This window comes from Streptomyces sp. NPDC127097, assembly GCF_042724075.1.
Classification (GTDB): domain Bacteria; phylum Actinomycetota; class Actinomycetes; order Streptomycetales; family Streptomycetaceae; genus Streptomyces.
In genome coordinates this window covers 1-24,030 of record NZ_JBHXFI010000039.1, presented here as the reverse complement: position 1 = coordinate 24,030, position 24,030 = coordinate 1, and the positions used below count along the sequence as shown (strand labels likewise).

General features: G+C 72.7%; 15 protein-coding genes. 7 read left to right on the top strand and 8 right to left on the bottom strand.

All coding sequences use genetic code 11. From position 1 onward, the window contains the following. Nucleotides 1–183: 183 nt before the first annotated feature. The 3 genes from ACFWJW_RS25845 (at nucleotide 184) to galE (ending at nucleotide 6,757) form a co-directional block, all read left to right on the top strand. On the top strand, nucleotides 184–3,810 hold the full coding sequence (locus ACFWJW_RS25845) for a CDP-glycerol glycerophosphotransferase family protein (RefSeq protein WP_387245869.1): 3,627 nt from the start codon (nucleotides 184–186) through the stop codon (nucleotides 3,808–3,810). Between the two features lie 264 nt (nucleotides 3,811–4,074). Further along, on the top strand, nucleotides 4,075–5,727 hold the full coding sequence (locus ACFWJW_RS25840; protein WP_387245867.1) for a glycosyltransferase family 2 protein: 1,653 nt from the start codon (nucleotides 4,075–4,077) through the stop codon (nucleotides 5,725–5,727). Nucleotides 5,728–5,779: 52 nt separating this feature from the next. Further along, entirely contained in the window at nucleotides 5,780–6,757 is a 978-nt protein-coding gene (gene galE, locus ACFWJW_RS25835; RefSeq protein WP_387245865.1) for a UDP-glucose 4-epimerase GalE, read from the top strand. 83 nt (nucleotides 6,758–6,840) lie between these two features. On the opposite strand, the gene ACFWJW_RS25830 is transcribed toward galE, so the two are convergent. From ACFWJW_RS25830 to ACFWJW_RS25815, 4 genes are all read right to left on the bottom strand, one after another. Continuing rightward, nucleotides 6,841–7,500 carry a class I SAM-dependent DNA methyltransferase gene (locus tag ACFWJW_RS25830; RefSeq protein ID WP_387245863.1) on the bottom strand — a complete coding sequence of 220 codons (660 nt, stop codon included), beginning with the start codon at nucleotides 7,498–7,500 and terminating at the stop codon, nucleotides 6,841–6,843. Nucleotides 7,501–7,556: 56 nt separating this feature from the next. Then, entirely contained in the window at nucleotides 7,557–7,829 is a 273-nt protein-coding gene (locus ACFWJW_RS25825; protein ID WP_018091225.1) for a DUF1876 domain-containing protein, read from the bottom strand. A 122-nt stretch (nucleotides 7,830–7,951) separates the two neighbouring features. Beyond that, nucleotides 7,952–8,332 (bottom strand): hypothetical protein, encoded by a 381-nt coding sequence (locus ACFWJW_RS25820; protein WP_387245861.1) that lies wholly within the window; start codon nucleotides 8,330–8,332, stop codon nucleotides 7,952–7,954. Nucleotides 8,333–8,518: 186 nt separating this feature from the next. After that, a complete protein-coding gene (locus tag ACFWJW_RS25815; RefSeq protein ID WP_387245859.1) occupies nucleotides 8,519–10,513 on the bottom strand; it encodes a glycosyltransferase family 2 protein in 1,995 nt (664 codons plus the stop codon). Between the two features lie 395 nt (nucleotides 10,514–10,908). Here ACFWJW_RS25815 and ACFWJW_RS25810 point away from each other — a divergent pair, with 395 nt between their 5' ends. After that, the gene (locus ACFWJW_RS25810; protein ID WP_387245857.1) at nucleotides 10,909–13,212 is read left to right on the top strand and encodes a CDP-glycerol glycerophosphotransferase family protein; all 2,304 of its coding nucleotides are present in this window, start codon (nucleotides 10,909–10,911) and stop codon (nucleotides 13,210–13,212) included. A 362-nt stretch (nucleotides 13,213–13,574) separates the two neighbouring features. On the opposite strand, the gene ACFWJW_RS25805 is transcribed toward ACFWJW_RS25810, so the two are convergent. Further along, nucleotides 13,575–14,198, bottom strand: a complete 624-nt coding sequence (locus tag ACFWJW_RS25805) for a TetR/AcrR family transcriptional regulator (protein ID WP_387245855.1) — start codon at nucleotides 14,196–14,198, stop codon at nucleotides 13,575–13,577. Between the two features lie 137 nt (nucleotides 14,199–14,335). Here ACFWJW_RS25805 and ACFWJW_RS25800 point away from each other — a divergent pair, with 137 nt between their 5' ends. Both ACFWJW_RS25800 and ACFWJW_RS25795 read left to right on the top strand, forming a co-directional pair. Continuing rightward, complete coding sequence (locus ACFWJW_RS25800) at nucleotides 14,336–15,271, top strand: ABC transporter permease (RefSeq protein ID WP_387245853.1); 936 nt, start codon at nucleotides 14,336–14,338, stop codon at nucleotides 15,269–15,271. Beyond that, nucleotides 15,264–16,067, top strand: coding sequence for an ABC transporter ATP-binding protein (locus ACFWJW_RS25795; protein ID WP_387245851.1), 804 nt, complete (start codon nucleotides 15,264–15,266; stop codon nucleotides 16,065–16,067). The genes ACFWJW_RS25800 and ACFWJW_RS25795 overlap by 8 nt, the downstream gene beginning before the upstream one ends. A gap of 89 nt (nucleotides 16,068–16,156) precedes the next feature. Here ACFWJW_RS25795 and ACFWJW_RS25790 read toward each other — a convergent pair whose 3' ends face one another. The 3 genes from ACFWJW_RS25790 to ACFWJW_RS25780 all read right to left on the bottom strand — a co-directional run bounded on the left by ACFWJW_RS25790 (nucleotide 16,157) and on the right by ACFWJW_RS25780 (nucleotide 22,870). Continuing rightward, nucleotides 16,157–21,118 (bottom strand): NAD-glutamate dehydrogenase, encoded by a 4,962-nt coding sequence (locus tag ACFWJW_RS25790; RefSeq protein ID WP_387245849.1) that lies wholly within the window; start codon nucleotides 21,116–21,118, stop codon nucleotides 16,157–16,159. 488 nt (nucleotides 21,119–21,606) lie between these two features. After that, nucleotides 21,607–22,269: an HAD family hydrolase gene (locus tag ACFWJW_RS25785; RefSeq protein ID WP_387245940.1), complete on the bottom strand. Its 663-nt coding sequence runs from the start codon at nucleotides 22,267–22,269 to the stop codon at nucleotides 21,607–21,609. Between the two features lie 94 nt (nucleotides 22,270–22,363). Then, on the bottom strand, nucleotides 22,364–22,870 hold the full coding sequence (locus ACFWJW_RS25780) for a DUF6912 family protein (protein WP_387245847.1): 507 nt from the start codon (nucleotides 22,868–22,870) through the stop codon (nucleotides 22,364–22,366). Between the two features lie 298 nt (nucleotides 22,871–23,168). Between ACFWJW_RS25780 and ACFWJW_RS25775 the strand changes: the two genes are divergently transcribed. Then, nucleotides 23,169–23,993, top strand: a complete 825-nt coding sequence (locus tag ACFWJW_RS25775; RefSeq protein WP_387245845.1) for an Rv3235 family protein — start codon at nucleotides 23,169–23,171, stop codon at nucleotides 23,991–23,993. Nucleotides 23,994–24,030: the final 37 nt, after the last annotated feature.

Genomic DNA, 24,030 nt, shown 5'->3' with positions numbered 1-24,030 from the left:
ACGGCATCGGACGCGGCCCGGCGCTACGGCGCGCCGACTTCGCGCACTGAGCGTAATCGTGTGAACACGTGGTGTCGATGAGGTGTCTCACCCTTTCAGCGCAGATCCGGTGACCGTGCCGCCGTGGGCGAGTTGAACGGACCGGTCTTGTGCATCGCCAGTCCGGAAAGGCTTGGTCCGCGTATGAAGCCACGGCTCACCGTCGTCGTCCCGGTCCATCGCATCGAGGGGTCCGAGCGGAATGTGGAGGAGTGCCTGGAGTCGGTCGCGGCCCAGACGCTGACCGAGCTGGATGTGGTGCTGGTGGCCGGCCCACCGGGGGCGGGGCCCGAGGGCGCCGCCGCGGAGGCCGGCCCGGCCGCTCTCGCCCGGCGGTTCGCCGCCCGTGACCCGCGGTTCCGGATCGTCCACCACCAGGAGGGCGGCCCGGCCGCGGGCTGTGGCGCGGTCCGCAACACCGGTGCCCGGCAGGCGTATCCACACACCGAATACCTCGCCTTCCTCGACGCCGGGGAGGATGTGCTGCTGCCGCGCGCGTACGAGGATCTCGTCGGGCTGCTGGACCGGTCCGGGTCGGATCTCGCGACCGGCGGTGTCCACCGGCTCGGCGCGGCCGGCCGCAGCCGGTCCGCGCATCACCCGGCGGACCGGGAGACCGCGCTGCGCACCCGGATCGGCGACGACCTGTCCCTGCTGTCCGACCATGTCGCCCGCAACAAGGTCTTCCGCCGCGCCTTCTGGGACCGGCACGCCCTGGCCTTCCCCGAGGGCGAGTGGTGCCATGACGCGGCGGTGACGCTGCCCGCGTTCTTTCTCGCGGACGCGGTCGATGTGCTGCACGAGCACGTCTGTTACCGGCGGCTGCCGGAGGGGCCCGGCCGGCACCGGCGGCTCGATGCCCGGGGCGTACGGGACCGGTTCGCGGCGGTGGCCGGTATCCGGCGGTTCCTCGCCGACCCGGTGCGGGCGGGGCTGAGCGGCCACCGGCGCGACTACGACCGCGCGCAGCTCACCGAGGGGCTGCTCGACCTGGTGGAGGCGCTGCCGGGGGCCGCCCCGGAGTGCCGGACCGCGTTCCTGGACTGCGCCCGCGACTTCCTGTCCGGTGTGGATCCGCGGCTGTTCCCCTCGCTGCCCGTGGAGCTGCGGATGCGCTGGTATCTGATCCGCGCCGGACGGCTGGCGGATCTGCTGGCGCTGCTCACCCATGAGGCCCGTAACCCGGCCGGGTTCACGGTCGCCGGGCCGCCGCTGCGCAAGCGTGCGGTGCTGCCGCTGACCCCGCCGCTGGAGCTGCCGCCGGGCGTGACCCGGCTGGACCGGGCGGACTTCCCCGTCGTGGCGCGGGTGCGGGAGGCGGTGTGGCGGGACGGTGTGCTGGTGCTGCGCGGCTACGCCTATCTCCGCAATCTGGATGCCGCGGCCCGGCACCGCTACCTGCGGACGGCCGTGCTGTCGTGCGGGCGGCGGCGGGTCCTGCTGCCGCTGCGGCCGGTCCCGATGCCGGAGGCGACCGCCGAGTCCGGTCAGGAGCTGCACTGTTACGACTGGTCGGGCTTCGAGCTGCGGCTCGATCCGGCCCGGCTGCGCAAGGGGGGCCGCTGGGAGGAGGGCGAGTGGACCGTCGGGGTGCTGCTGGCGTCGGCGGGGGTGGTGCGGGCCGGGGCGCTGTACGCACCGGATACCGGGTCGGGGGCCGCGCCGCGCGCCCATGACGTGGCCGGGGACGGCGCGGACGACGGGCTGCGGATCACGCCCTGGTACGCGGGCGGGCGGCTGCGGCTGTCGGTGCACCGGCGCACCCGGCGGCTGGCCGGGCACGGGGCCGCGGCGGCCGGTGATCTGGACCTGACCGTCAGCGCGCCGGGCCCGCGGCCCACCGCGCTGCGGCTGATCCATCAGGGGACCGGCACGGTGGTGGCGTTCCCGGTGGAGGCGGCGCCGCCCGGGGAGGCGGGGGCCGCGGGGCCCGGGGTGGCGGGCGAGGTGTCGAGCGGCCCGCCGTCACCGCACACCTTCCGCATCCGGCTCGACGCCCTCGCCGCCGCCCGCCCCACCCGGGACGGCGCCCCGCGGGCCGTGCCGCCGGCGCACACCGACAGCTGGCTGCCGGAGCTGGTGCTGCCGGGCGGCGGCACCGACCCGGTCGCCTGCGCGCCCGGGCTGGCGCCGGTGCCGTATCCGCTGCCGCACGGCCGTGAGCTGGTGGTGGCCGCCACCCCGGCCGGGCAGCTCGTGCTGCACGACCGCGTCCCGCAGCCGTACCTGGACCGGCTGTTGTGGCGCGCGGACGGCACCCTGCTCCTGTCGGGCGGGCTGCCCGCCGCCGCGCCGCACGCCACCGAACTGGTCCTCAAACACGGGGCGCACGCCACCGAGCTGGCCTTCCCCACCACCCATGACGAGGGCCGGTTCCACGGCACGCTGCCGCTGGGCGCGCTGGACTCGCTGGCCGGGGCGGTGCCGCTGCGGGAGGGCCGCTGGTCGCTGCATCTGCGCGAACGGGGCGCGCCCGGCTCCCCGTTGGACGCCCCGGTGCGCTGTGCGCCGTCGGTCCTCGACGGGCTGCCGGCGACCCGTACGGTGCGCGGCAAGCCGTTCAGCCTCGACCGGCACCGGCACGACGAGGCGCTCGTGGTGGCGGGGCCCGCGCTGCCGGTCACCGACCGCGGCCCCTACCGGCGCCGGATGCTGCGCGAGCAGCACTACTCGCTGCACCGCTCCCGTCCGCTGCGCGACACCGTCCTCTACAGCAGCTTCGGCGGCCGCGCGTACGGGGATTCGCCGCGGGCGGTGCACGAGGAGCTGGTCCGCCGGGGCATGGAGGTGGAGCATCTGTGGGCGGTGCGCGACGCGCAGAGCGCGGTGCCGGCGACGGCCCGTGCGGTGCTGGTGGGCAGCGCCGAGTGGCACGGGGCGCTGGCGCACAGCCGCTGGGTGGTCACCAACACGCATCTGCCGCGGTGGTTCACCCGCCGGGGCGGTCAGCGGATCATCCAGACCTGGCACGGCACCCCGCTCAAGCGGATCGGTGCCGATCTGGCGGGCACGCTGTGCGCGGGCCTGGCGCATCTGGCGCCGCGGCCGCGGGTGAGCCGGCAGTGGAGTGTGCTGCTGTCGCCCAACGCGCACAGCACTCCGGTGCTGCGGTCCGCGCTGGGCTACTCCGGCCGGCTGGTGGAGACCGGACTGCCGCGTACCGACGCCCTGTTCGCGCCGGACCGCGAGCTGACGGCGGCCGCGGTGCGGGAGCGGCTGGGCATCGAGCCGGGCCGGAAGGTCGTGCTGTACGCGCCGACGCCGCGGGACGATCTGGCCTACGACGCGGGGCATCACCGGCTGCATCTGCCGCTCGATCTGGATCTGGCGCGGCGGGAGCTGGCCGACGACCATGTGCTGCTGGTCCGCGGCCATCCGCTGGTGGCCGACCGGCTGCCCGCGCACCATGCGCCGTTCGCCCGCGACGTGTCCGCGCACCCGGACGCCACCGAGCTGCTGCTGGCGGCGGATGTGCTGGTCACCGACTATTCGTCGCTGGCCGTCGACTTCGCCAACACGGGCCGGCCGATGCTGTTCCTGACGCCCGATCTGCCGCACTACCGGGACACCTTGAGGGGCTTCACCCTGGACTTCGAGGCCCGGGTGCCGGGGCCGCTGCTCGGCTCGACCGGTGAACTGATCGACGCGCTGGGCGACTTGACGGCGATCGCGGCGGCGGGCGCGGACGCGTACGCGGATTTCCGGGAAACCTTCTGCCACCGGGACGACGGCGGTGCGGCGGGCCGGGTCGCGGACCTGATGGAGCGGTGACCGGGGCCGGTCCGCCGCAAGATGAGGGTGGCTGGATCGGCATCCGGCGGCGCTCGCGTCGTTACAGCATGTGCAGGTGCCCTCACGGGCCCCGGCACACCCCGAGCCCGGCTCCCGCCCGGCAGAAACGGCAAGACGGCGGAAAAGCGGAGCGACGGGTGCAACCGTGCGACGGATTTCGCCCTCTGAATCATCGGAAATGGGTTCGGAATTCCCGCTCGCGCCAAGAGATGCTGTCGACACGAAATGTAGATTTCAGTGACTGTGAAAGAAGCCCTTGAGCCACTGCCGGGGCCCACCATCACGCCATCCGCGCAGGTCAGCATCGTCGTCATCGCCTTCAACGATGTCGGCCATGTCGGCGAGGCGGTGCGCTCCGCACTCGCGCAGGGGAAGCCCGGCGAAACGGTCACCGAAGTGATCGCGGTGAACGACGCGTCCACCGACGGCACCGGCGCCGCCCTGGACGCCCTGGCCCGTACCGAGCCGCGGCTGACGGTCCTCCACCGCGACGAGAACAGCGGCGGCTGCGGCACCCCCCGCAATGACGGACTGCGCGCCGCCACCGGGCGGTTCGTGATGTTCCTCGACAGCGACGATGTGCTGCCGCCGGGTGCGGCCCGCGCGCTGCTGGCCGCCGCGCTGGAGCATGACGCCCCGGTCGTGGCCGGGGCCTGTGTGCGCCGTGAGCTGCCCGCGCACCGCGATGTGCCCTGGCAGCCGGGCCTCTACCGCGAGCCGGCCGTCCATGACGCGCCGGACACCAGCCCCCAGCTGGTGCGGGACACCCTGTGCGTCAACAAGCTCTACGAGCGGGCGTTTCTCGACAAGCACGCGATCGCCTTCCCCGAGGGCCGTTTCACCTACGAGGACTTCGTGTTCACCGCGCGGGTGCTGGCCGCCGCCCCGCGGATCGCCACCATCCCCGAGCGGGTCTACATCTGGCATGTGCGCCGTTCGGCCGCCCGGCAGTCGATCTCCCTGGACCGCAAGGACGTCGCCAACTGGCAGGCGCGGATCGCGGCGCACCGGGCGAGTGTGCAGATCTTCCAGGAGGCAGGGCACAAGGCGCTGGCGCATGCGGCGCGCACCAAGTTCCTCGACCACGATCTGCGGATGTACGTCCGTGAGCTGCACACCCGCGGCGCCGATTACCGCGCCGAGTGGTGGCGGCTGACCCGGGAGTATCTGGCGGGTTTCGAGGAGCCCGATCTGCGTGCGGCGCGTGCCCCGGCGCGCTGGCTGGCCCGGGTGGTGCTGGCCTCGCCGGCCCCGCGGGACCTGGGGCGGCTGACGCAGTTGGCGGCCCGGCCCGGCCGGCTGCTGCCGCCGTACGCGGAGGCCGACGGGCGCGCGGTGTGGTCCGGGGACCTGCCCGAGGTGGAACTGGACGCGATCGGCACCAAGCCGATGCACCGGCTGCCGGTGACCATAGACGCGGAGCCCGCCGTCAGCAGCCCCGGGGTGCTGCGGCTGCGGGTGCACGATCTGTACGGGCGGCTGGCCGCGGCCGGGCCGGAGAGCATCGACATCGAGCTGCGGCGCCGCCGGGACGACCGGCGCGGCCCGGTCCACACCGCCGTGCTCACCCCGGCCCCGGCCACCGGCGGCTCGGAGACCTGCTGGACCGCGGAGATCGTGCTGGATCTCGGTGCGCTGGTCGAACGGGACGGCGCGCACCGTGCCGACCCCGAGCCATGGGATCTGATGGCGCGGGTCAGCTGCGCGGACGGGGCCGGTTTCCGGGCCGCGCTGCGGGCCATCGGGCCGGGGCTGCGCCGCCGGGTGCTGCCCAGCCGCCGCCATGTCCTGCTGCTGGTGCAGCCGTATGCGACGACCGGCGGCGCGCTGTCACTGCGGGTCGCGTCGGGGCTGCGCAGCGTCTGGCGGATCGCCGCCCGGCGGCTGCGCGGCTGACCGCCCCGGTCCCCTCCCCATCCGCTTCGTCCCCGAGCCTAGGATTGATGCCATGTCTTACTTGATCACGGGTGGTGCCGGCTACATCGGCTCCCATGTCGTACGGGCCCTGCGCCAGGCGGGCGAGACGGTCGTCGTGCTCGACGACGTGACGACGGGTGTGCCCGCCCGGGTCCCCGAGGACGTCCCGCTGGTCGTCGGCTCCACGCTCAACCGTGAGCTGCTCGACACCACCTTCGCCGAGCACGGCATCACCGATGTCATCCATCTGGCGGCGAAGAAGCAGGTCGGCGAGTCCGTCGAGATGCCGCTGCTCTACTACCGGGAGAATGTGCACGGTCTCCAGACGCTGCTGGAGGCGATGGCCGCGGGCGGGGTCGGCCGGCTGGTGTTCTCGTCCTCGGCCGCGGTCTACGGCATGCCGGACGTCGAGCTGGTCACCGAGGACACGCCCTGCACGCCGATCAATCCGTACGGCGAGACCAAGCTGGTCGGCGAGTGGATGGCCCGGGCGGCCGGCCGGGCGCACGGCATCAGCACCGCCTGCCTGCGCTACTTCAACGTCGCCGGGACGGCCACGCCGGAGCTGGCCGACACCGGGGTCTTCAACATCGTCCCGATGGTCTTCGAGCGGCTCACCGCGGGCGCCGCGCCGCGCATCTTCGGCGATGACTACGACACTCCGGACGGCACCTGCATCCGCGACTACATCCATGTCGCCGATCTCGCCGAGGCCCATGTGGCGGCCGCCCGGAAGCTCGCCGAGCCGGGTCCGGTGCGTGATCTGACGCTGAACATCGGGCGGGGCGAGGGGGTGTCGGTGCGCGAGCTGATCGATCTGATCACCGAAATCACCGGGCATCAGGGCGTCACCGCCGAGGTCACCCCGCGCCGGGCGGGCGACCCGGCCCGGGTGGTGGCGGCCGCCGACCGGATCGCCGACGAGCTGGGCTGGAAGGCCCGGCACGATGTCCGCGACATGATCACCTCGGCCTGGGAGGGCTGGCGGTACCACCACCCGCAGGTCTGAGCGGGCCCGTACCCCGTGTCCGGCCGCCGGCACCGCGCTCTGCGGTACCGGCGGCCGCGTCGTGCGGGCGTTTGGTGTGGCGGTCAGCCCCCGGCCGGTTTGCGGGCCATGAGACAAGCCTGCGGGGTGGACTCCCCCAGCGCCTCGTCCGGTTCCCGCAGCAGCTGGGCGCGTACCTCCAGGCCGGCGGCGGTCAGCAGGCCGGCGATCCGGTCCGGCCGGCGCCGCCGGAAGTCGAGCGCCACGGGGTGCCCGAAGGGCTGGGCCACGTGCAGCGGCTCGTCCCCGACCTGGAAGGCGAGCAGCAGCATGCCTCCCGGGGCCAGCAGCCGGTGGAACGCGGCGAACAGCTCCGGCAGTTGTTCCCGCGGGGTGTGGATGATCGAGTACCAGGACACGATGCCGCCGAGCGCGCCGTCCGGCAGCTCCAGGCCGGTCATCGCCCCCACCTCGAAGCGGAGCTGCGGATGTATCCGCCGGGCCAGCGCCACCATCCGCGGCGACAGATCGACGCCGTGGACGGGCAGGCCCAGGCCGGCGAGGTGCGCCGTGACCCGGCCGGGGCCGCAGCCGAGGTCGGCGACCGGGCCGGCGTCCGCGGCCCGTACGAGTTCGGCGAACCCGGCGAGCACCGCCCGGTCCATCGGCCGGTCCGCGAGGTGGTCGCGGAAGTGCGCGTCGTAGTCGGCGGCCACGGCGTCGTAGAACGCCCGGGTGGTCTTCAGGAAGTCCGGTTCGGTCACGGACGGGCACCCTACTCCGCGCCCCGGACCGGTGGGCGGGGCGCGACGGGTGCCGCTCAGGTCAGCGGGTGGGACGTCCGGCCGGACGCCTCGTCGATCTCGTCGTGTGCCTTGGTCAGCAGTTTCATCGCCAGTTCGTTGAGCGCTCTGGCTCCCGCGACCTCTTCGCCGACCCTCGGCTGGTTGGAGTCGACGGGGTGGCGGCTGGCGTATCCGTGGGACCGCACCTCGGTCCCGTCGGGGAGCCGTACCAGGGCGGCGGCGCGAGTGCGGTGGTTGTCCTCCTCGAATTCCAGCTCGACATGCCATCCGACAGCGGTCTGCAACATGACGATCACCTCCGGAGCCGCTGCTACCAGGGTGCGCCCGCTTGCCGTCCGCCGCACGGTGTGCGGGGGCCGGGCCTCCCGCGGGAGACCCGGCCCCGGCGTCCCTCAGCGGTGCCGCACCGCTACGGCTGGAGGGTGATCGAGTTGATCGGCGTCATGTCCTTGTCGATGTAGTTGTTGGCCGGCAGGTAGCCCTGGCAGCCGGTGCCGTTGTAGCCCGTGCAGGTCCGCATGGTCGCGCCCCCGGACTGGTTGTTGTAGATGCGGTGCACCCCGACCATGTTGCTGAGGTTGTGGGCCCCGTAGCTGTAGTAGAAGTGCGACGGGTGGCCGCCGTTCCAGCCGGCGTTCTGCGGGTAGATGCAGACCGCGCCGTAGGGGCAGCCCTGGGTGGTGGCGGCCTTGGCGGCGGCGGGTCCGGCGGTGGCGACGACCGTGCCGGCCGGGACGATGAGCGCCGCGACGGCCGCGGCCGCTATGCCGGCTCGCTTGATGACGGACATATGTGTTCCCCCTGTCATACGGCCCCGCGAGGCCCTCGCTCGCGGGTGCACCGTTGCCGGTGCCTGATAGTCGGTCAGCCTGTGGCAGCGGGGGCGGACCGGGCAACGGCATTCGGCTATCGCCGAAAGGGGCTCGCGGGGCCGGGGGTTGGCGTCCGCGGCGCGGAAGCGGGGGCGTACGGGGCGTCAGCGGCGCGCCCGGCGCAGCAGCCGCGCCCGGCGCAGCTGGCCCGCCCGGCGCAGCAGACCCGCCCGGAAGCCGCCGCCCGGCACGGTGAGGGTCAGCGGCGTGGGCCCGCCGTCCCCGCGGCCGGCCGTGCGGACCGGCAGCTCGCGGCGGAAGGGGCCCGCGGTCACCCGCAGCGCCACCCGCCAGGTGCCCGGCGGGCCGCCGCGCAGCACGGCACGCACGGTGTAACGGTCACCGGCGGCCCGCTCGACCGTGGTGCGCAGCGCCACCGTGCGGGTCCCGTCGTGGAGGATCAGCCGCAGTCCTGCGTCCGTGGGGCAGCCGGGGAGGGTGAGCCGGGCGGTGACGGTGGTCCGTCCGGAGCGGGTGCGGTCCGCCGTGCCGCGCAGCTCGCCGCCGAGGGGCCGGCGCGCCCCGTCGGTGTCCAGGTCGAGGTGCAGATGGCCGTGCGGCCGGGAGCGGAAGAGGGCGGCGACGGCCGGGCCGGCCGGGCCCCGGCCGACGATCCGCGGCACGAAGCCGGGGTCGCCCGCGTCCTCCCCGGCATCCTCCGGGACCAGCCATGCCTCGCGGCGCAGGGCGGGCCCCGCGGCGCCGCCCGGGCCGTACGCGGTGACCGCGATCTTGAGGCCCCAGACGCCGTCGGCCAGCGGTCCGCCGTCCGCCGCGGTCGCCGGGTCGACGGCGGCCCGCCAGGCTCCGTCCGCGTACCGGGCGGGGAGGCGGTGGGTGGTGCCGTCGCGGCGCAGCAGGATCTCCACGGTGTCGCCGCCGAGGCCGGGGAGGGCGGCGGTGCCCCGCAGGTGCAGCACACCGCCCACCCAGTGCTGCCGGAGCAGCCGCTGGCGCAGCACCACGCGGTCGGTGAGGTCGTAGCAGGCGTCGGGGAGGGCGCGCTCCGGGTCGCGGAAGTACGGGTAGCCGGCGTAGACGCGGCCGTCGTCGTCGACGTGCGGCGGGGCCGGGCGGGTGCCGGTGTCGGCGCGGACGACGGCGGTCAGCTCGTCGTCGCGTCCGGCGCGCAGGCAGTGGGCGCGCAGCCGGAGGCCGGGCGGGAGGGCGGTCAGTACCCGGTCGGTGAGGTGGCGTTCCACGAGGGGGCGGGCGGCGGCCGCCATCGCGGTGCGGCCCGCCGGGTCGCGGGCGAGGTAGGGAGCCCCGAAGGGCATGAGTATCTCGCCGTGGAAGTGCCGGACCATCAGCTTGTCGCGGTCGGCGCCGGGCGGTACCTCGGCGGCGACCTGGTCGAGGACGGTGCCGATGTAGCCGAGGTATTCGCACCAGTCGGTGTCCTGGCGGCTGGCGTTGCTGTTGTCCTCGCGTCCGTGCAGGTAGTAGCAGGTGCGGTCGGCGAAGACGGAGACGACGTCGGCGCGCAGCAGGGCGGTGATGCCGAACGGCAGGTCCTCGGCGAGCAGCCGGCCCTCGACGAAGCGCAGCCGGTGGCGTTCGACGAAGGACCGGCGGAAGAGTTTGTAGGCGGCCAGGGACCAGTAGACCGGGGAGTCGAAGACGGAGACCCGTTCGCTGGTGGTGCGCAGGTCGACGGGGGCGGCGCGGCCGTCGGCGCCGGCGATCCGGCCGTAGACGATGTCCGAGCGGCACTTCTGGGCCGTCCGGGTGAGCCAGAACAGCGCCTCGGGGTCGAGGCGGTCGTCGGAGTCGAGGAAGAAGACGTAGTCGCCGGTGGCGCGGGCCAGCCCGGTGTTGCGGGGCTTGCCCGCGCCGCCGGAGGCCGGCTGGCGCAGCACCGTCAGGTGGGGGTGGCGGCGGGCCTGTTCGGCCAGCCATTCGGCGCTGCCGTCGGTCGAGCCGTCGTCGACCGCGATCACCTCGATGTGGCGCCGGTCCAGCGTCTGGGCGAAGACGGAGCCGAGGCTGCGGTCGAGGTAGCGCCGGGTGTTGTGCACCGGCACGATCACGGAGACGGTCGGCGCCGGGGCGCGGGGTCCGGTGGGGACCGCGGCCGCGGACTCGTCAGGGACGGGCACCGTGCCTCCGATCTCTGGGCAGTCCGCCCGGCCGCCCCGGCGGGGCAAAGGGGACTCCTCAGACATATAACGCGGGGTGAACGTTCGCCGATCGTGGCGGCGGACCGCCGTGACTCCGGGCCCGCCACCCCCCTAGAGGCGGTGCGGCTCCCGGAGGTTGCGCGTCCGCTGCCCCTTTCCGCGCCCGGGCGGCACCGGCGGCATCCGCGCCCCGACGGAGAGCACCGCCCGAAAATTCACCACTTGACAAGATCTGTGATGAGCAGCACAGAAATTTTCGGTGAACGCACAACAACCTTTTCGGGTGAACAGTGGTCAGAAAGCTGACACCACAGGAGGCCCCTTTGGGCCTTTTTTGTGTTCTGTACTCAGCTCGCCACGAGGAGTAGCACCGCATGTCCGAGACAGGCCCCGGCGCCGGACCCCGCTTCAGCATCATCGTGCCCGTGTTCCGGGTGCAGGGCTTTCTGCGCGCATGCCTGGACTCGGTGCTGACGCAGGATTTCCCGGACTTCGAGCTGCTCGCCGTCGACGACTGCTCGCCCGACGGCAGCGGCGCCATCCTGGACGAGTACGCCGCGCGCGACGACCGGGTCCAGGTCCTGCACCTCCCGGAGAACGCCGGTCTGGGCCCCGCCCGCAACGCCGGCCTGGAGCGGGCCCGCGGCGACTACCTCCTCTTCCTCGACAGCGACGACACCCTCGTGCCCGGCGCGCTCGGCGCCCTCGCCGAACGGCTGGCCGCCACCGCGCACCCCGAGATCCTGATCTTCGACTACGCCCGGACGTACTGGGACGGCAGCACCCGGCGCAACACCCTGTCCGCACTGCTCGACGAGTCCGGCGCGCCGTCCTTCCCGCTCACCGAACGGCCCCAGCTCCTCGATCTGCTCCAGATCGTCTGGAACAAGACCTACCGCCGCGACTTCGTCGAGGAGCACGGCTTCACCTTCCCGGCGGGCTACTACGAGGACGCCCCCTGGACGTTCTGCACGCTGATCACCGCACCGCGGATCGCGGTCCTCGACCGGGTCTGTCTGCACTACCGCCAGCGCCGGCAGGGCGGCAACATCCTGCGCACCACCAGCCGCCGGCACTTCGACGTCTTCGACCAGTACGCCCGGATCTTCGACCACCTCGACGCGCACCCCGAACTGGCGCGCTGGCGCCCGCACATGTTCCGCAAGATGGCCGACCACTATCTGACCGTCCTGGACAAGCCCGGCCGGCTGCCGCGCCAGGACCGGGCCGAGTTCTTCCACCGCGCCGCCCGCGACTACCGCCTGCGGCGGCCGGCCGGCTTCGTCCGCCCCTCCGGTGTGGCGGGCGGCAAGTACGCGCTGCTCGCCAGGGACGCCTACCCGGCACTGGCCGGTCTGAAGGTCGCCGGCAGGGTGCGGCGCACGGTCCGCAAGCACGCCGGCAAGCGGGTCCGGCAGGCCAAGCGCAAGGCCATGGACCTGCGTTACCGGGCGCTGCTGCGGCAGCCGCTGGACGAGAACCTCGCGGTCTACTCCGCGTACTGGAACCGGCTGCCGTCCTGCAACCCGCTGGCGGTCTACGAGAAGGCCAAGGAGCTGGCGCCGGACGTGCACGGCGTCTGGGTCGTCAAGAAGCAGCTCGCCGACGCCGTCCCGGCCGGCATCGACCATGTCGTGCTGAACTCCCCGCGCTACTGGGAGGTGGTGGCCCGCGCCAAGTACCTCGTCAACAACGTCAACTTCGCCGACAACGTGGTCAAACGCGAGGGCCAGATCCACCTCCAGACCCACCACGGCACCCCGCTGAAGTCGATGGGCACCGACCAGAAGCGCTACCCGGCCGCCGCCAAGGGCATGAGCTTCCGCAAGCTGCTGGCCCGCGCCGACCGCTGGGACTTCTCGCTCTCCGCCAACCGGCACACCACCGAGCAGTGGGAACGCGTCTACCCCTGCGACTTCGCGTCGGTGGACGCCGGTTACCCCCGTAACGACGTCTACTACCGGGCCACCGCCCAGGACGTCCTGGACATCCGCGAGCGCCTCGGCATCGCCCCCGGCAGGACGGCCGTCCTGTACGCGCCGACGATGCGCGACTACCAGGTCGGCTATGTCCCGCGGCTCGACCTGGAGCGGATCTCCCGCGCCCTGGGCGAGAACTTCGTCCTGCTGGTGCGCACCCACTACTTCTACGACCGGGACCCCGGCCTCCAGAAGCTCCAGGAGCGCGGTGCGCTGATCGACGTGTCCGATCACCCGGTCGTGGAGGAGCTGTGCCTGGCCGCCGACGCCCTGGTCACCGACTATTCGTCGATCATGTTCGACTACGCCAACCTCGACCGGCCGATCATCACCTACGCCGACGACTGGGACACCTACGTCCGCTCCCGCGGCGTCACCTTCGACCTGCTCTCGGGTCTGCCCGGCGACACCCCCGGCGTGCTCGCCACCACGGAGGACGAGCTGATCGAGGCGTTCCGCAGCGGCCGCTGGGACGACGAACGGTCCACCGCCCTGCGCGCCGCCTTCCGCGCCCGCTTCTGCCCCTGGGACGACGGCCACGCCGCCGAACGCGTGGTACGCCGGGTCTTCCTGGGCCAGCAGCCCACCCCGGAGCCGCTGCCGCCTGAGGAGCGCACGGTCGCCCCGAGCCCGCGGGCGGCGGTGGCGGCAGCGGCCGGCCTGGTCACACGCACCTCGGACGTGGAGATGGCGGGCTGATCGGTCGGTTGGTGCGCAGACTGCCGCCCCCGGCCGAATTCCGGCGGGGGCGGTGGCCTTGGGGCCATGGGGGCGGTGGGCGCGTCTGCCCGCTCCCCCTGCGGGCCACGGGGCCCTGGCGAGACACGCCGTACGCCAACCCGCCCCACCCGTACGCCAAGCCGCCCAGCCGTACGCCAACCCGCTCCAGCCCCGTGCGCCAACCCGCCCCTCCCGCGCGCCAACCCGCCCCACGGGATGACCCGCCCCCCGGAATACCCCGCCCCACCCCACCCGTTATGGCCCCGCAGGGGGCCCTCGCGCCCCCTACGGGATCCGTTCGCCCCCGCCCTAGGTGCCGCCCCGCCGCACTCCGCCCCGCCTCACTTCGCCCCGAGCGCCGCCACCACCGAGCACGACAGTGCGTCGAGGTAGCCCTTGGGCAGTTCGTCGCGGGCGACCAGCAGCCGCCAGTACAGCGGCCCGGTCAGCAGGTCCAGGGCGAGGCGGGCGTCCACGTCCTGCGGCAGCTCGCCGCGCTCCACGGCCCGGGCCACCACGGCGGCCGCGACGCCCTCCTGGCTGTCGTGCAGCGCCGCCTTCAGCGCCTGCGCCAGCTCGGGGCTGCGGGCCGCCTCCGCCAGCAGGTCCGGGATGACCTGTGAGGCCATCGGGTGCCGCAGCGCCCGCGCCGCGACCTCCAGCAGCATCCGTACGTCGCCGGCCAGCGACCCGGTGTCCGGCGTCGGCATCCCCGCCGCGGCCACCGCGGACACCACGTCCAGGACGAGGTGCAGCTTGGAGCGCCACCGCCGGTAGACGGCGGTCTTGCCGACGCCCGCCCGCCGCGCGATGCCCTCGATCGACATCCGGGCGAAGCCCGCCGCGGCCAGCTCCTCGAAGACCGCGGCACGGATCGCCTCGGTCTTGTCCTCGCGCAATACGGCGGCGCCTGCCGGGGCCCGGCGCGCCGCCGCGGGTTCGCTCCCGCTGCCGTCTTGTGCCATGGCTGGAGCCTACCGTTACGACGCTACGGTTGCGTTTCGACGCGAGCTCCCTTTAGTGTCGGCGTCGCGACGATACGGACCCGTCCCGTCGTCGCGCTCCGTTCCGCTTCCCCCGTCACGCAAGCGAAAGCGGCTCCATGCCCCAGACCCTCGCTCCCCCGGCCCCGGCGCCCACCGGGGCGTCCACCCCCGGCACGGCCCCCGACCCGGAGCTGCGCGCCCTGGCCGAGCGCCATGGACTCACGGTGAGCGGCGCCCGCCCCTCGCTGCCCGAGTACGTCCGCCGGCTGTGGCAGCGGCGGCACTTCATCAGGTCGTTCGCCGGCGCCAAGCTCACCGCGCAGTACAGCCAGGCGAAGCTGGGCCAGTTGTGGCAGGTGGTGACCCCGCTGCTCAATGCGCTGGTCTACTACTTGATCTTCGGCCTGCTGATCGGCACCAACCGGCACGTGGACGACTACATCCCGTTCCTGGTCACCGGCGTCTTCATCTTCACCTTCACGCAGAGCTCGGTGATGGCCGGTACCCGGGCGATCTCCGGCAACCTCGGCCTGGTGCGGGCGCTGCACTTCCCGCGGGCCTGTCTGCCGATCTCGTTCTGCCTGATGCAGCTCCAGCAGCTGCTGATGTCGATGGGCGTACTCATCGCCATCCTGCTGGCGTCCGGGCAGGTGCCGACGTGGTCGTGGCTGCTGGCCGTGCCGGCGCTGGTGCTCCAGTTCGTGTTCAACACGGGGCTGGCGATGGTGATGGCGCGGCTGGGTTCGAAGACCCCGGACCTGGCGCAGCTGATGCCGTTCATCATGCGGACCTGGATGTATGCCTCCGGCGTCATGTACAGCATGAGCGCGGTCACCGCGGGCAAGCATGTGCCCGCCGTCGTCCAGCTCCTCCTGGACCTCAATCCGGCGGCCGTCTACATCGACCTGATGCGGTTCGCGCTGATCGACAGCTTCCTCGGGAAGCAGCTGCCGCCGCATGTGTGGGCGCTCGCCGGGGGGTGGGCGCTGGTGATGGGCGTCGTGGGCTTTGTGTACTTCTGGAAGGCTGAGGAGCGGTACGGACGTGGCTGAGCAGAAGAACGGCGTCCAGCCGACCGAGGCGGCCGCGGAGCGGATCCCGACGGTGATCGCGGACGATCTGCACATCGTCTACCGCGTCTACGGCACCGGCGCGGGCAAGGGCAGCGCCACCGCGGCCCTCAACCGCATCGTGCGCCGCAAGCCCTCCTCGGGCGTGCGCGAGGTGCACGCGGTCAAGGGCGTCTCCTTCACCGCCTACCGGGGGGAGTCGATCGGGCTGATCGGTTCCAACGGCTCGGGCAAGTCGACGCTGCTCAAGGCGGTGGCGGGGCTGCTGCCCGCGGAGCGCGGCAAGGTCTACACCCACGGCCAGCCCTCGCTGCTGGGCGTCAACGCGGCCCTGATGAACGACCTGACCGGCGAGAAGAACGTCCTTCTCGGCGGGCTGGCGATGGGCATGTCCCGTGAGCAGGTGCGTGAGCGCTACGAGGGCATCGTCGACTTCTCCGGGATCAACGAGAAGGGCGACTTCATCTCGCTGCCGATGCGCACCTACTCGTCCGGTATGGCGGCCCGGCTGCGGTTCTCCATCGCCGCGGCCAAGGACCACGACGTGCTGATGATCGATGAGGCGCTGGCCACCGGCGACCGCAGCTTCCAGAAGCGCTCCGAGGCCCGCATCCGCGAGCTGCGCAAGGAGGCCGGCACGGTCTTCCTCGTCAGCCACAACAACAAGTCCATCCGCGACACCTGCGAACGCGTGCTGTGGCTGGAGCGCGGTGAGCTGATCATGGACGGCCCGACGGACGAGGTCATCAAGGCGTACGAGAAGCAGACGGGCAAGTAGTCCGCGCCGGACACGACGGAGGGGCGCACCCGCGACGGGTGCGCCCCTTTGCCGTACCGGAACCCGGGCCAGGCGGTGGCCCGGCTCCGTCAGTTGTGCGTGCGCAGCAGCGTACGCATGGTCCGCATGGCGACGGACAGGTTCGCCAGATCGAAGCCTTCCGACCCGTGGATCTCCTCCAGCGTCGCGCGGGCGCGGCTGAGGATCGCCGCGTTGGCCTGCTCCCACGCCTTGAACCGCTGCTCCGGCGTCGAGGAGCCGTTGCCCACCGACAGCACGTCCGCGGTCAGCGCAGCGTGGGCGGCGAAGAGGTCCTCGCGGATCGAGGCGCGGGCCATCGACTGCCAGCGGTCGTTGCGCGGCAGCTCCAGGATGCGGTCGAGGAGCTGGTTGATCCGCAGCCGGTCACCCAGGTCGTAGTAGACCTCGGCGACATCCAGCGGCTCCTTGTCCAGCCGGTCGGCGACGGCGACGATGTCCAGCGCCGGGAAGACCGAGGAGAAGCCGGACACCTGGACGGCGAGCTGCTCGGGCACGCCCGCATCGGTCAGCTCCTCCAGGATCGCCTGGAACCATTCCAGGTCGCCGCCCTGGAGCAGCTTCGGCAGCTCCGACCACACCTGGGCGACCCGGTCCGCGAAGAAGTCGATGGTCTCCGACAGCTCCAGCGGCTGCGGGCGGTTGTTGAGCAGCCAGCGGGTGCCGCGCTCGACCAGCCGGCGCGAGTGCAGCCGGATCCGGGTCTGGACGTCGGCCGCGACGACATTGTCGAGCGCCTCGACGTCGTCCCAGACCTGGCCCAGCCGGAAAATGGCGCGGGCCGCGGTGTGTGCCCGGACGACCTCTTCGAGGGAGGCGCCGGTCTCCTCCCGCATGCGGTGCAGGAAGCTCGTACCGCCGGTGTTGACGGTGTCGTTGACCAGCACCGTCGTGACGATCTCGCGGCGCAGCGCATGCCCGTCGACCTGCTCGGGGAACCGGTCGTGCAGCGCCGAGGGGAAGTAGGCGTGCAGCAGCCGCTGGAGGTAGGCGTCGTCCGGCAGCCCGGTCTGGATCAGCGCCTCGGAGACCGTGATCTTGGTGTACGCGAGGAGCACCGCGGTCTCGGGCTGGGTCAGTCCGCGGCCGGCGTTCAGCCGCTCGCGGATCTGCCGGTCGGTGGGCAGGAACTCCAGCGCCCGGTCGAGATCGCCGTCGCGCACCAGCCGGCGCATGAAGCGCTGCTGGGCGTTGAGCATGCTGGAGGACTGGGCGAGGGCCAGCGCCAGCGCGGTGTTCTGCGCGTAGTTGTTGCGCAGCACCAGCGCGCCGACCTCGTCGGTCATCTCGGCCAGCAGCTTGTTGCGCTGCTTGACCGTCATGTCGCCGTCCGCGACCACGGAGTTGAGAAGGATCTTGATGTTCACCTCGTGGTCGGAGGTGTCCACACCGGCGCTGTTGTCGATCGCATCGGTGTTGATCTTCCCGCCGGCGGTGGCGAACTCGATCCGGCCCAGCTGGGTCAGGCCCAGGTTGCCGCCCTCGCCGACGACCTTGACCCGCAGGTCCTCGCCGTTGACCCGGATGGCGTCGTTGGACTTGTCGCCCACATCGGCGTTGGACTCCGCCGAGGACTTCACATACGTCCCGATGCCGCCGTTCCACAGCAGGTCGACCGGCGCCTTGAGGATGGCCTGCATCAGGTCGGCGGGCGTCATCTTCTTCACCCCGGCCTCGATGCCGAGGGCGGCCCGCACCTGCGCGGTGATCTGGATGGACTTGGCCGAGCGCGGGTGGATGCCGCCGCCCTGCGAGAGCAGCTCGGTGTTGTAGTCCGCCCAGGAGGAGCGGGGCAGCTCGAAGAGCCGGCGGCGCTCGGCGTACGAGGTCGCCGCGTCCGGGGCCGGGTCGAGGAAGATGTGCCGGTGGTCGAAGGCGGCGACCAGCCGGATGTGCTCGCTGAGCAGCATGCCGTTGCCGAAGACGTCACCGGACATGTCGCCGACGCCGACGACGGTGAAGTCCTCGGACTGGGTGTCCACGCCCAGCTCGCGGAAGTGCCGCTTGACCGACTCCCAGGCGCCGCGGGCGGTGATGCCCATGCCCTTGTGGTCGTAGCCGGCGCTGCCGCCGGAGGCGAAGGCGTCGCCCAGCCAGAAGCCGTAGGACTCGGCGACCTCGTTGGCGATGTCGGAGAAGGTCGCGGTGCCCTTGTCGGCGGCGACGACGAGGTAGGTGTCGTCCTCGTCGTGCCGGACGACGTCCTTGGGGTGCTCGACCTCGCCGCCGACCAGGTTGTCGGTGATGTCCAGCAGACCGGAGATGAAGGTCTTGTAGCAGGCGATGCCCTCGGCGAGCCAGGCGTCGCGGTCCTGCGACGGGTCCGGCAGCTGCTTGCCGACGAAGCCGCCCTTCGCGCCGACCGGCACGATGACGGTGTTCTTGACCATCTGCGCCTTGACCAGGCCGAGGATCTCCGTACGGAAGTCCTCCCGGCGGTCCGACCAGCGCAGACCACCGCGCGCGACCTTGCCGAACCGCAGGTGGACGCCCTCGACCTGCGGGGAGTACACCCAGATCTCGTACGCCGGGCGGGGCGCGGGCAGGTCGGGGATGGCCTGCGGGTCCAGCTTCATGGACAGGTAGCCGTGCGGCCTGCCCTGGCTGTCCTTCTGGTAGTGGTTGGTGCGCAGCGTCGCCTTGATGACCGTGAGGAAGGACCGCAGGATCCGGTCCTCGTCCAGGGAGGCGACCTGGTCGAGCGCGCCGTCCAGTTCCTCCAGCAGCCCGTCGGTCAGCTCCGTGCCGGCCCGCTGCCGGTCGGGGGACATCCGTGCCTCGAAGAGGGAGACCAGCAGCCGGGTGGTGTGGACGTTGTTGGCGAGGGTGTCCTCCATGTACGTCTGGCTGAAGGTCGAGCCGGCCTGCCGCAGGTACTTGGCGTAGGCCCGCAGCACCATCGCCTGGCGCCAGTTGAGGCCGGCCCGCAGCACCAGGGTGTTGAAGCCGTCGCTCTCGGCGGCGCCGGTCCACACCGCGGTGAAGGCGTCCTGGAAGCGCTCGCGGGCGTCGTCGCCCTTGATGTGCTCGGGCATCCGCAGCCCGAAGTCGTAGACCCAGGCGATGGTGGCGTCGGCGCAGCGCAGCTCGTGCGGGCGCTCGTCGACGACCTCGACGCCCAGGCGGTTCAGGCCGGGCAGCACCCGGGACAGCGAGACCGGCTCGCCCCTGCGGTAGATCTTGAAGCGGCGCTCGCCGGGGCCCGCGTCGACCGGCTCGTAGAGGCTGACGGAGAAGTCGCGGCCGGGCTCGCCGGTGAGCTTCTCCAGGTGCTGGACGTCGGCGACGGCGCTGCGCGGGCTGTTGTCGGCCTTGTACCCCTCGGGGAAGGCATGGCCGTAACGGCGCAGCAGCTCGGCGGCGCGCTCCTCGCCGACCTCGGCGTTCAGCGCCTCGGAGAAGCCGTCGGCCCAGGAGCGGGCGGCCTCGACCAGCCGGCTCTCCAGGCGGTCGGCGTCGGCGTCGGTGAGCTCCGGCAGACTGGCGCCGGGCTCGACGCGGATGACGAAGTGCAGCCGGGAGAGGATCGACTCGGTGTTCCAGGCGGTGAAGTCGACGCTGGTGCCGCCCAGTTCCTCCTTGAGGATGTCGATCAGGCGCAGCCGCACACCGGTGGTGTAGCGGTCGCGCGGGAGGTAGACCAGCGCGGAGTAGTAGCGGCCGTACTCGTCCTGCCGGAGGTAGAGCCGCAGCCGGCGGCGCTCTTGCAGGTAGAGGACGCTGGTGGCGATGGACCGCAGTTCGTCGACCGGCGTCTGGAACAGCTCGTCGCGCGGGTAGGTCTCCAGGATCTGGAGCAGGTCGCGGCCGTCATGGCTGTCGGGGCTGAAGCCCGCGCCTTCCAGGACCTCGGCGACCTTGCGGCGGATGACCGGCACCCGGCGCACGGACTCGGTGTACGCGGCCGAGGAGAACAGGCCCAGGAAGCGCCGCTCACCGACGACATTGCCCTTGGCGTCGAACTTCTTGACGCCGACGTAGTCGAGGTAGGAGGGGCGGTGGACGGTGGCGCGGCTGTTGGCCTTGGTGAGGATGAGCAGCTTGTGCTCACGGGCCTTGGCGCGGGCGTCGGCGGGCAGCCGGTTGAAGGACGGCGAGACGGGGTGGCCGTCGGCGGTCTCGCGGTGCGGCGGGTCGGCGCGCAGTATGCCCAGGCCGGTGCCGGGCACGGCGCTCAGCACGTCCTCGTCGACGCCGCCCTCACCGGGCGCGGTGGTCAGCTCGTACTCGCGGTAGCCGAGGAAGGTGAAGTGGTCCGCGGACAGCCACCGCAGCAGCTCCTGGGCCTCCTCGATCTCCTGGTCGCCCAGGTCACCGGCGACCGGCTCGGAGGGCAGCTCCTCGGCGATGCGGCCGGCGGCGGCCCGCATCTTCTCCCAGTCCTCGACGGCCTCGCGGACGTCGGACAGCACCCGCAGCAGATCGGCGGTGATCTGCTGGAGGTCCTCGCGGTCGGTCTCGCGGTCCATCTCGACATGGATCCAGGACTCGGTCACCGCGTCGTGCGGCAGCTTCGTGGCCTTGCCCTTGCCGGTCGTGCCGTGGGCGTCGCAGTTGGAGTCGAAGACCTCGATGAGCTTGCCGGTCACATCACGGCGGACGATCACCTGCGGGTGGATCACGACATGGATGCCGCGGCCCTGCCGGGAGAGCTCATTGGTGACCGAGTCGACCAGGAACGGCATGTCGTCGGTGACGACCTCGACGACGGAGTGGCTGCACGTCCAGCCGTTCTCCTCGACGGTCGGGGTGTGCACCCGGACGTTCGCGGTGCCCTGGGGGCGCATTTCCGCAAGGCGGTAGTGCGAGAGCGCGGCGCCGACGACATCCACCGGGTCACGGTCGGTGAGGTCCTCGGGGGCGGTGTGCAGGTAGTAGCGCTGGAGGTATCCCGAAAGGGTGTCCGGGTCGAGGCCACGTCCGGGGTGCTTGCCCCCGGCCTGGCTGCTTTCAACGACCCGGGCGGCCCTGGCGAGCAGCTCGGTTTTGGCTTCGTCCAGCTTGGTCTGCATGTCCTCTGGCTCCTGTCGCGCGCCGTTGCGTGACGTTGTGGAAGAACGTGGTGGAAGCCGCACAACGCCGCGACGTGGGGTGTCCCGTCGCTGTCGACGCTATGCCGCGTGGAGAGAAGGCCGTGCCGATATCGGCAATCTTTGACAATGCCGACATGGGTGGGTGGCCGCAAAGACCAGCGACCGCCCGGTCACGGTGGTGCCCCGGGCGCACGGCAGGGGCCTCGACGCCCCCGCGGGTTATCGCGCTGATCACGGTGCAAGGCTATCGCTCCCCACATGGGTGCCGTCATGGGCCGTGGGGGAACAAATCCTCGGCCCGAACTTAGACCTTCTGGACAACGAAACGCCGGGGTGCGGTGTGTGTGCCGCCACGGCGCCCGGATGCCCGGCGGACCACCGGAGGACCGGGGAGTGGGAAAGCCGTGCCCAGGAGACACGCAACGGCCCGGAGCGACTTCCACCCTGGACGGCCGGGGCGCCTCGCCCTAGAAGACGATCTCTCCTGCCAGCCCGACCGCCTCGGCGAGCGTGTCCACCACCGGGACCCCGGCGGTCTCCAGGCTCCCGCGGCTGTGCGAGCCGCCCGTGTAGAGCACCGCGTACGCACCCGCGTCCTGCGCCGCCACCGCATCGTCCACGGCGTCACCGATCACGACCGTACGGCCCGGATCGACGCTCTCCATCGCCGCCAGATGCCGCACCATGTGCGCGCTCTTGGTGCCTCCGGACGGCCCGGTCCGGCCGTCCACCCGCACGAACCGTGACTCGATCCCGAAGTCGCGGACGATCGGTATCAGCTCGTCGTGCCCGTACATGCTGAGGATCGACTGGCTGCGCCCGGCCGACTGCCACCCCTCCAGCAGCGCATGCACCCCCTCGGCGAGCTCACAGCCCAGCCGGTGCGTGCTGTAGTGGCGGTGGAACGCCTCGTCCATCACCAGCCACTCGGCGTCCGTCGGCAGCCGCCCCATCAGCCGCTCGTAGAACCGCGGCACGGGCACGCAGTACAGCTCCCGGTACGTCTCCAGCGTGATCGGCTCCAGCCCGATCTCCGCGAAGGCGGAGTTCGTCGCGCCGATGACGGCGTCGATGTCATGGAACAGCGTGCCGTTCCAGTCCCAGACGATGTGCGTGGCGTGCTTCCCCATGCGGTCCCCCAGATCGGTGCCGGTGCGCTTCCCCATGAAGAAAAAGTACCCGCACCCACCGACAACGCGTCCGGACCGGCCCACGTCCCGCCGTTCAGCCGAGCAGCTGCGGGATCTCCTGCACCCCGAACCACATCAGGTCGTGGTCCTCGGCACCGTCGACCGTGAACCGGGCGTCGTCATCGCCCTGGTCCGCCGCGCCGAGCGCCGCCGCGGCCGCCGTGATGTCCGCCTCCGCGTCGTCGGCGTCCACATGCACCGCCGCGGCCTTCGACAGCGGCACCGGCCCGGCGACCCGCACCTCGCCCAGCGCCGACGGGTCGAGCCCGCGGTCCGGGTCGGCCACCGCGGCGCCGTCCGGCACGTCCACGGCCACCACGACCCGCCGCCGCGCGGCCTCGGGGTGCCCGGCGAGCAGGCGCAGCGACGCCTGGGCGGCGCGGCCGAGCGCCGCGTACTCCAGCTCCTCGATGTCGTCCGAGACATACCACTCGCGCAGTGCCGGGGTGACGGCGTACGCACCGAGGGGGCCGGGGCCCAGCTCACCGTTCTTGTGCGCCTCTGCGAGACCGGAAAGGGTCAGGGGGACGTAGACGCGCATGGCAGCCGCTTCCGCTCGATTCACTCGACTCCGAAGATTGTCCCGCCAGCATACGGGCGTGCGTCCCCCATCGTGGTGCCCCCGCGTCCCCCGCGCCGCCCGCCCGGGGCCCCGCCACCACCCCGCTCCCACGGCTTGATCCCGGGCCCGCGCCACGGACGGGTGAACTCTTCGCACCCCTGGTTCCGGCCCGTTCGCGCCTTGCTGCCGTCCAGGCCCCGCCGATAGAAGATCCCCACCACAAAAAAGCTACCGCCCAGTAATTCACGGGCCCGGCACCACGGGGGCGATCACGAGCATGACCGGCACCGACCACACGACGGCACTCACCACACCCACGGCCGGCACCGTCACGGGGCGCGTCACCCGACCCGCCACGCCCCCGGCCCCCGGCGGCACCACGGCCGGCGGCGCCCCGCGCACCCGTCCCGTCATCGCCCCGGGCACGCTCCCGGCCGTTCCCCGACCGCGACGGTCCGCCGCCGACCGCCGCCCCCTCGGCCCGGCCGGCAGCGGCCCGGGGCCGTCCGGACACGGCCCCGGACCGTCCGGCCGGAGCGGCCACGCCGGTCGTGTCCCCGCCGGACGAGGCGGCTCGGGCGGCCGGAGCCCCGGCGCCGCCGGCCGCGGCCCCACCCGGACCACTCCACGCCTCGCCCACCCCACCGCGGCCGCCGCCGAGAGCCGCCGGATCCGCACCGGCACCCCCGTCAGCGCTGCCGGCGCCCCCCTGCCGTCCGCCGGCGCACGGCAACGGGCCCAGGAAAGCCGGCCGCACCACTGGTTCGCCCAGCAGCTGGTGCTCGCGCTCAGCGGGCAGCGCCCCGTACACGCGCTGCTGGGGCATGCGCTGCCCGCCGCCTACGACCGGCTGGCGGAGCTCGCCCCGCAGGCACCGCTGCGGCCCGCCACAGGTTCCGGGCGGCGCGGCCCGGCCCCCACGGTGCGCGACTGCGGGCTGTGCCGGCCGCGCCGCGGGGTCATCGAGGCATTCGCCAGGATCGCGGCGGGCGAACGGCTGCGGGCGCTGGCCTTCCGGCTGGAGCTGGGCGCCGACTCCCGCTGGCGCTGCGCCGCCCTCGACATCGGTCCGACCCCGGCCCTTGGGTGCTCGGCCTCATGACCGGCACGCAGAAGGGCGCCCCGGCCGTCCTCCGGCC

Bases quoted from the DNA above. Each gene is read 5' to 3' on its own strand.
- ACFWJW_RS25845 (WP_387245869.1), top strand. From the start codon at position 184: ATGAAGCCACGGCTCACCGTCGTCGTCCCGGTCCATCGCATCGAGGGG.
- ACFWJW_RS25790 (WP_387245849.1), bottom strand. From the start codon at position 21,118: ATGCAGACCAAGCTGGACGAAGCCAAAACCGAGCTGCTCGCCAGGGCC.
- ACFWJW_RS25810 (WP_387245857.1), top strand. From the start codon at position 10,909: ATGTCCGAGACAGGCCCCGGCGCCGGACCCCGCTTCAGCATCATCGTG.
- ACFWJW_RS25785 (WP_387245940.1), bottom strand. From the start codon at position 22,269: ATGGGGAAGCACGCCACGCACATCGTCTGGGACTGGAACGGCACGCTG.
- ACFWJW_RS25775 (WP_387245845.1), top strand. From the start codon at position 23,169: ATGACCGGCACCGACCACACGACGGCACTCACCACACCCACGGCCGGC.
- ACFWJW_RS25805 (WP_387245855.1), bottom strand. From the start codon at position 14,198: ATGGCACAAGACGGCAGCGGGAGCGAACCCGCGGCGGCGCGCCGGGCC.
- ACFWJW_RS25825 (WP_018091225.1), bottom strand. From the start codon at position 7,829: ATGTTGCAGACCGCTGTCGGATGGCATGTCGAGCTGGAATTCGAGGAG.
- ACFWJW_RS25820 (WP_387245861.1), bottom strand. From the start codon at position 8,332: ATGTCCGTCATCAAGCGAGCCGGCATAGCGGCCGCGGCCGTCGCGGCG.
- ACFWJW_RS25780 (WP_387245847.1), bottom strand. From the start codon at position 22,870: ATGCGCGTCTACGTCCCCCTGACCCTTTCCGGTCTCGCAGAGGCGCAC.
- galE (WP_387245865.1), top strand. From the start codon at position 5,780: ATGTCTTACTTGATCACGGGTGGTGCCGGCTACATCGGCTCCCATGTC.
- ACFWJW_RS25800 (WP_387245853.1), top strand. From the start codon at position 14,336: ATGCCCCAGACCCTCGCTCCCCCGGCCCCGGCGCCCACCGGGGCGTCC.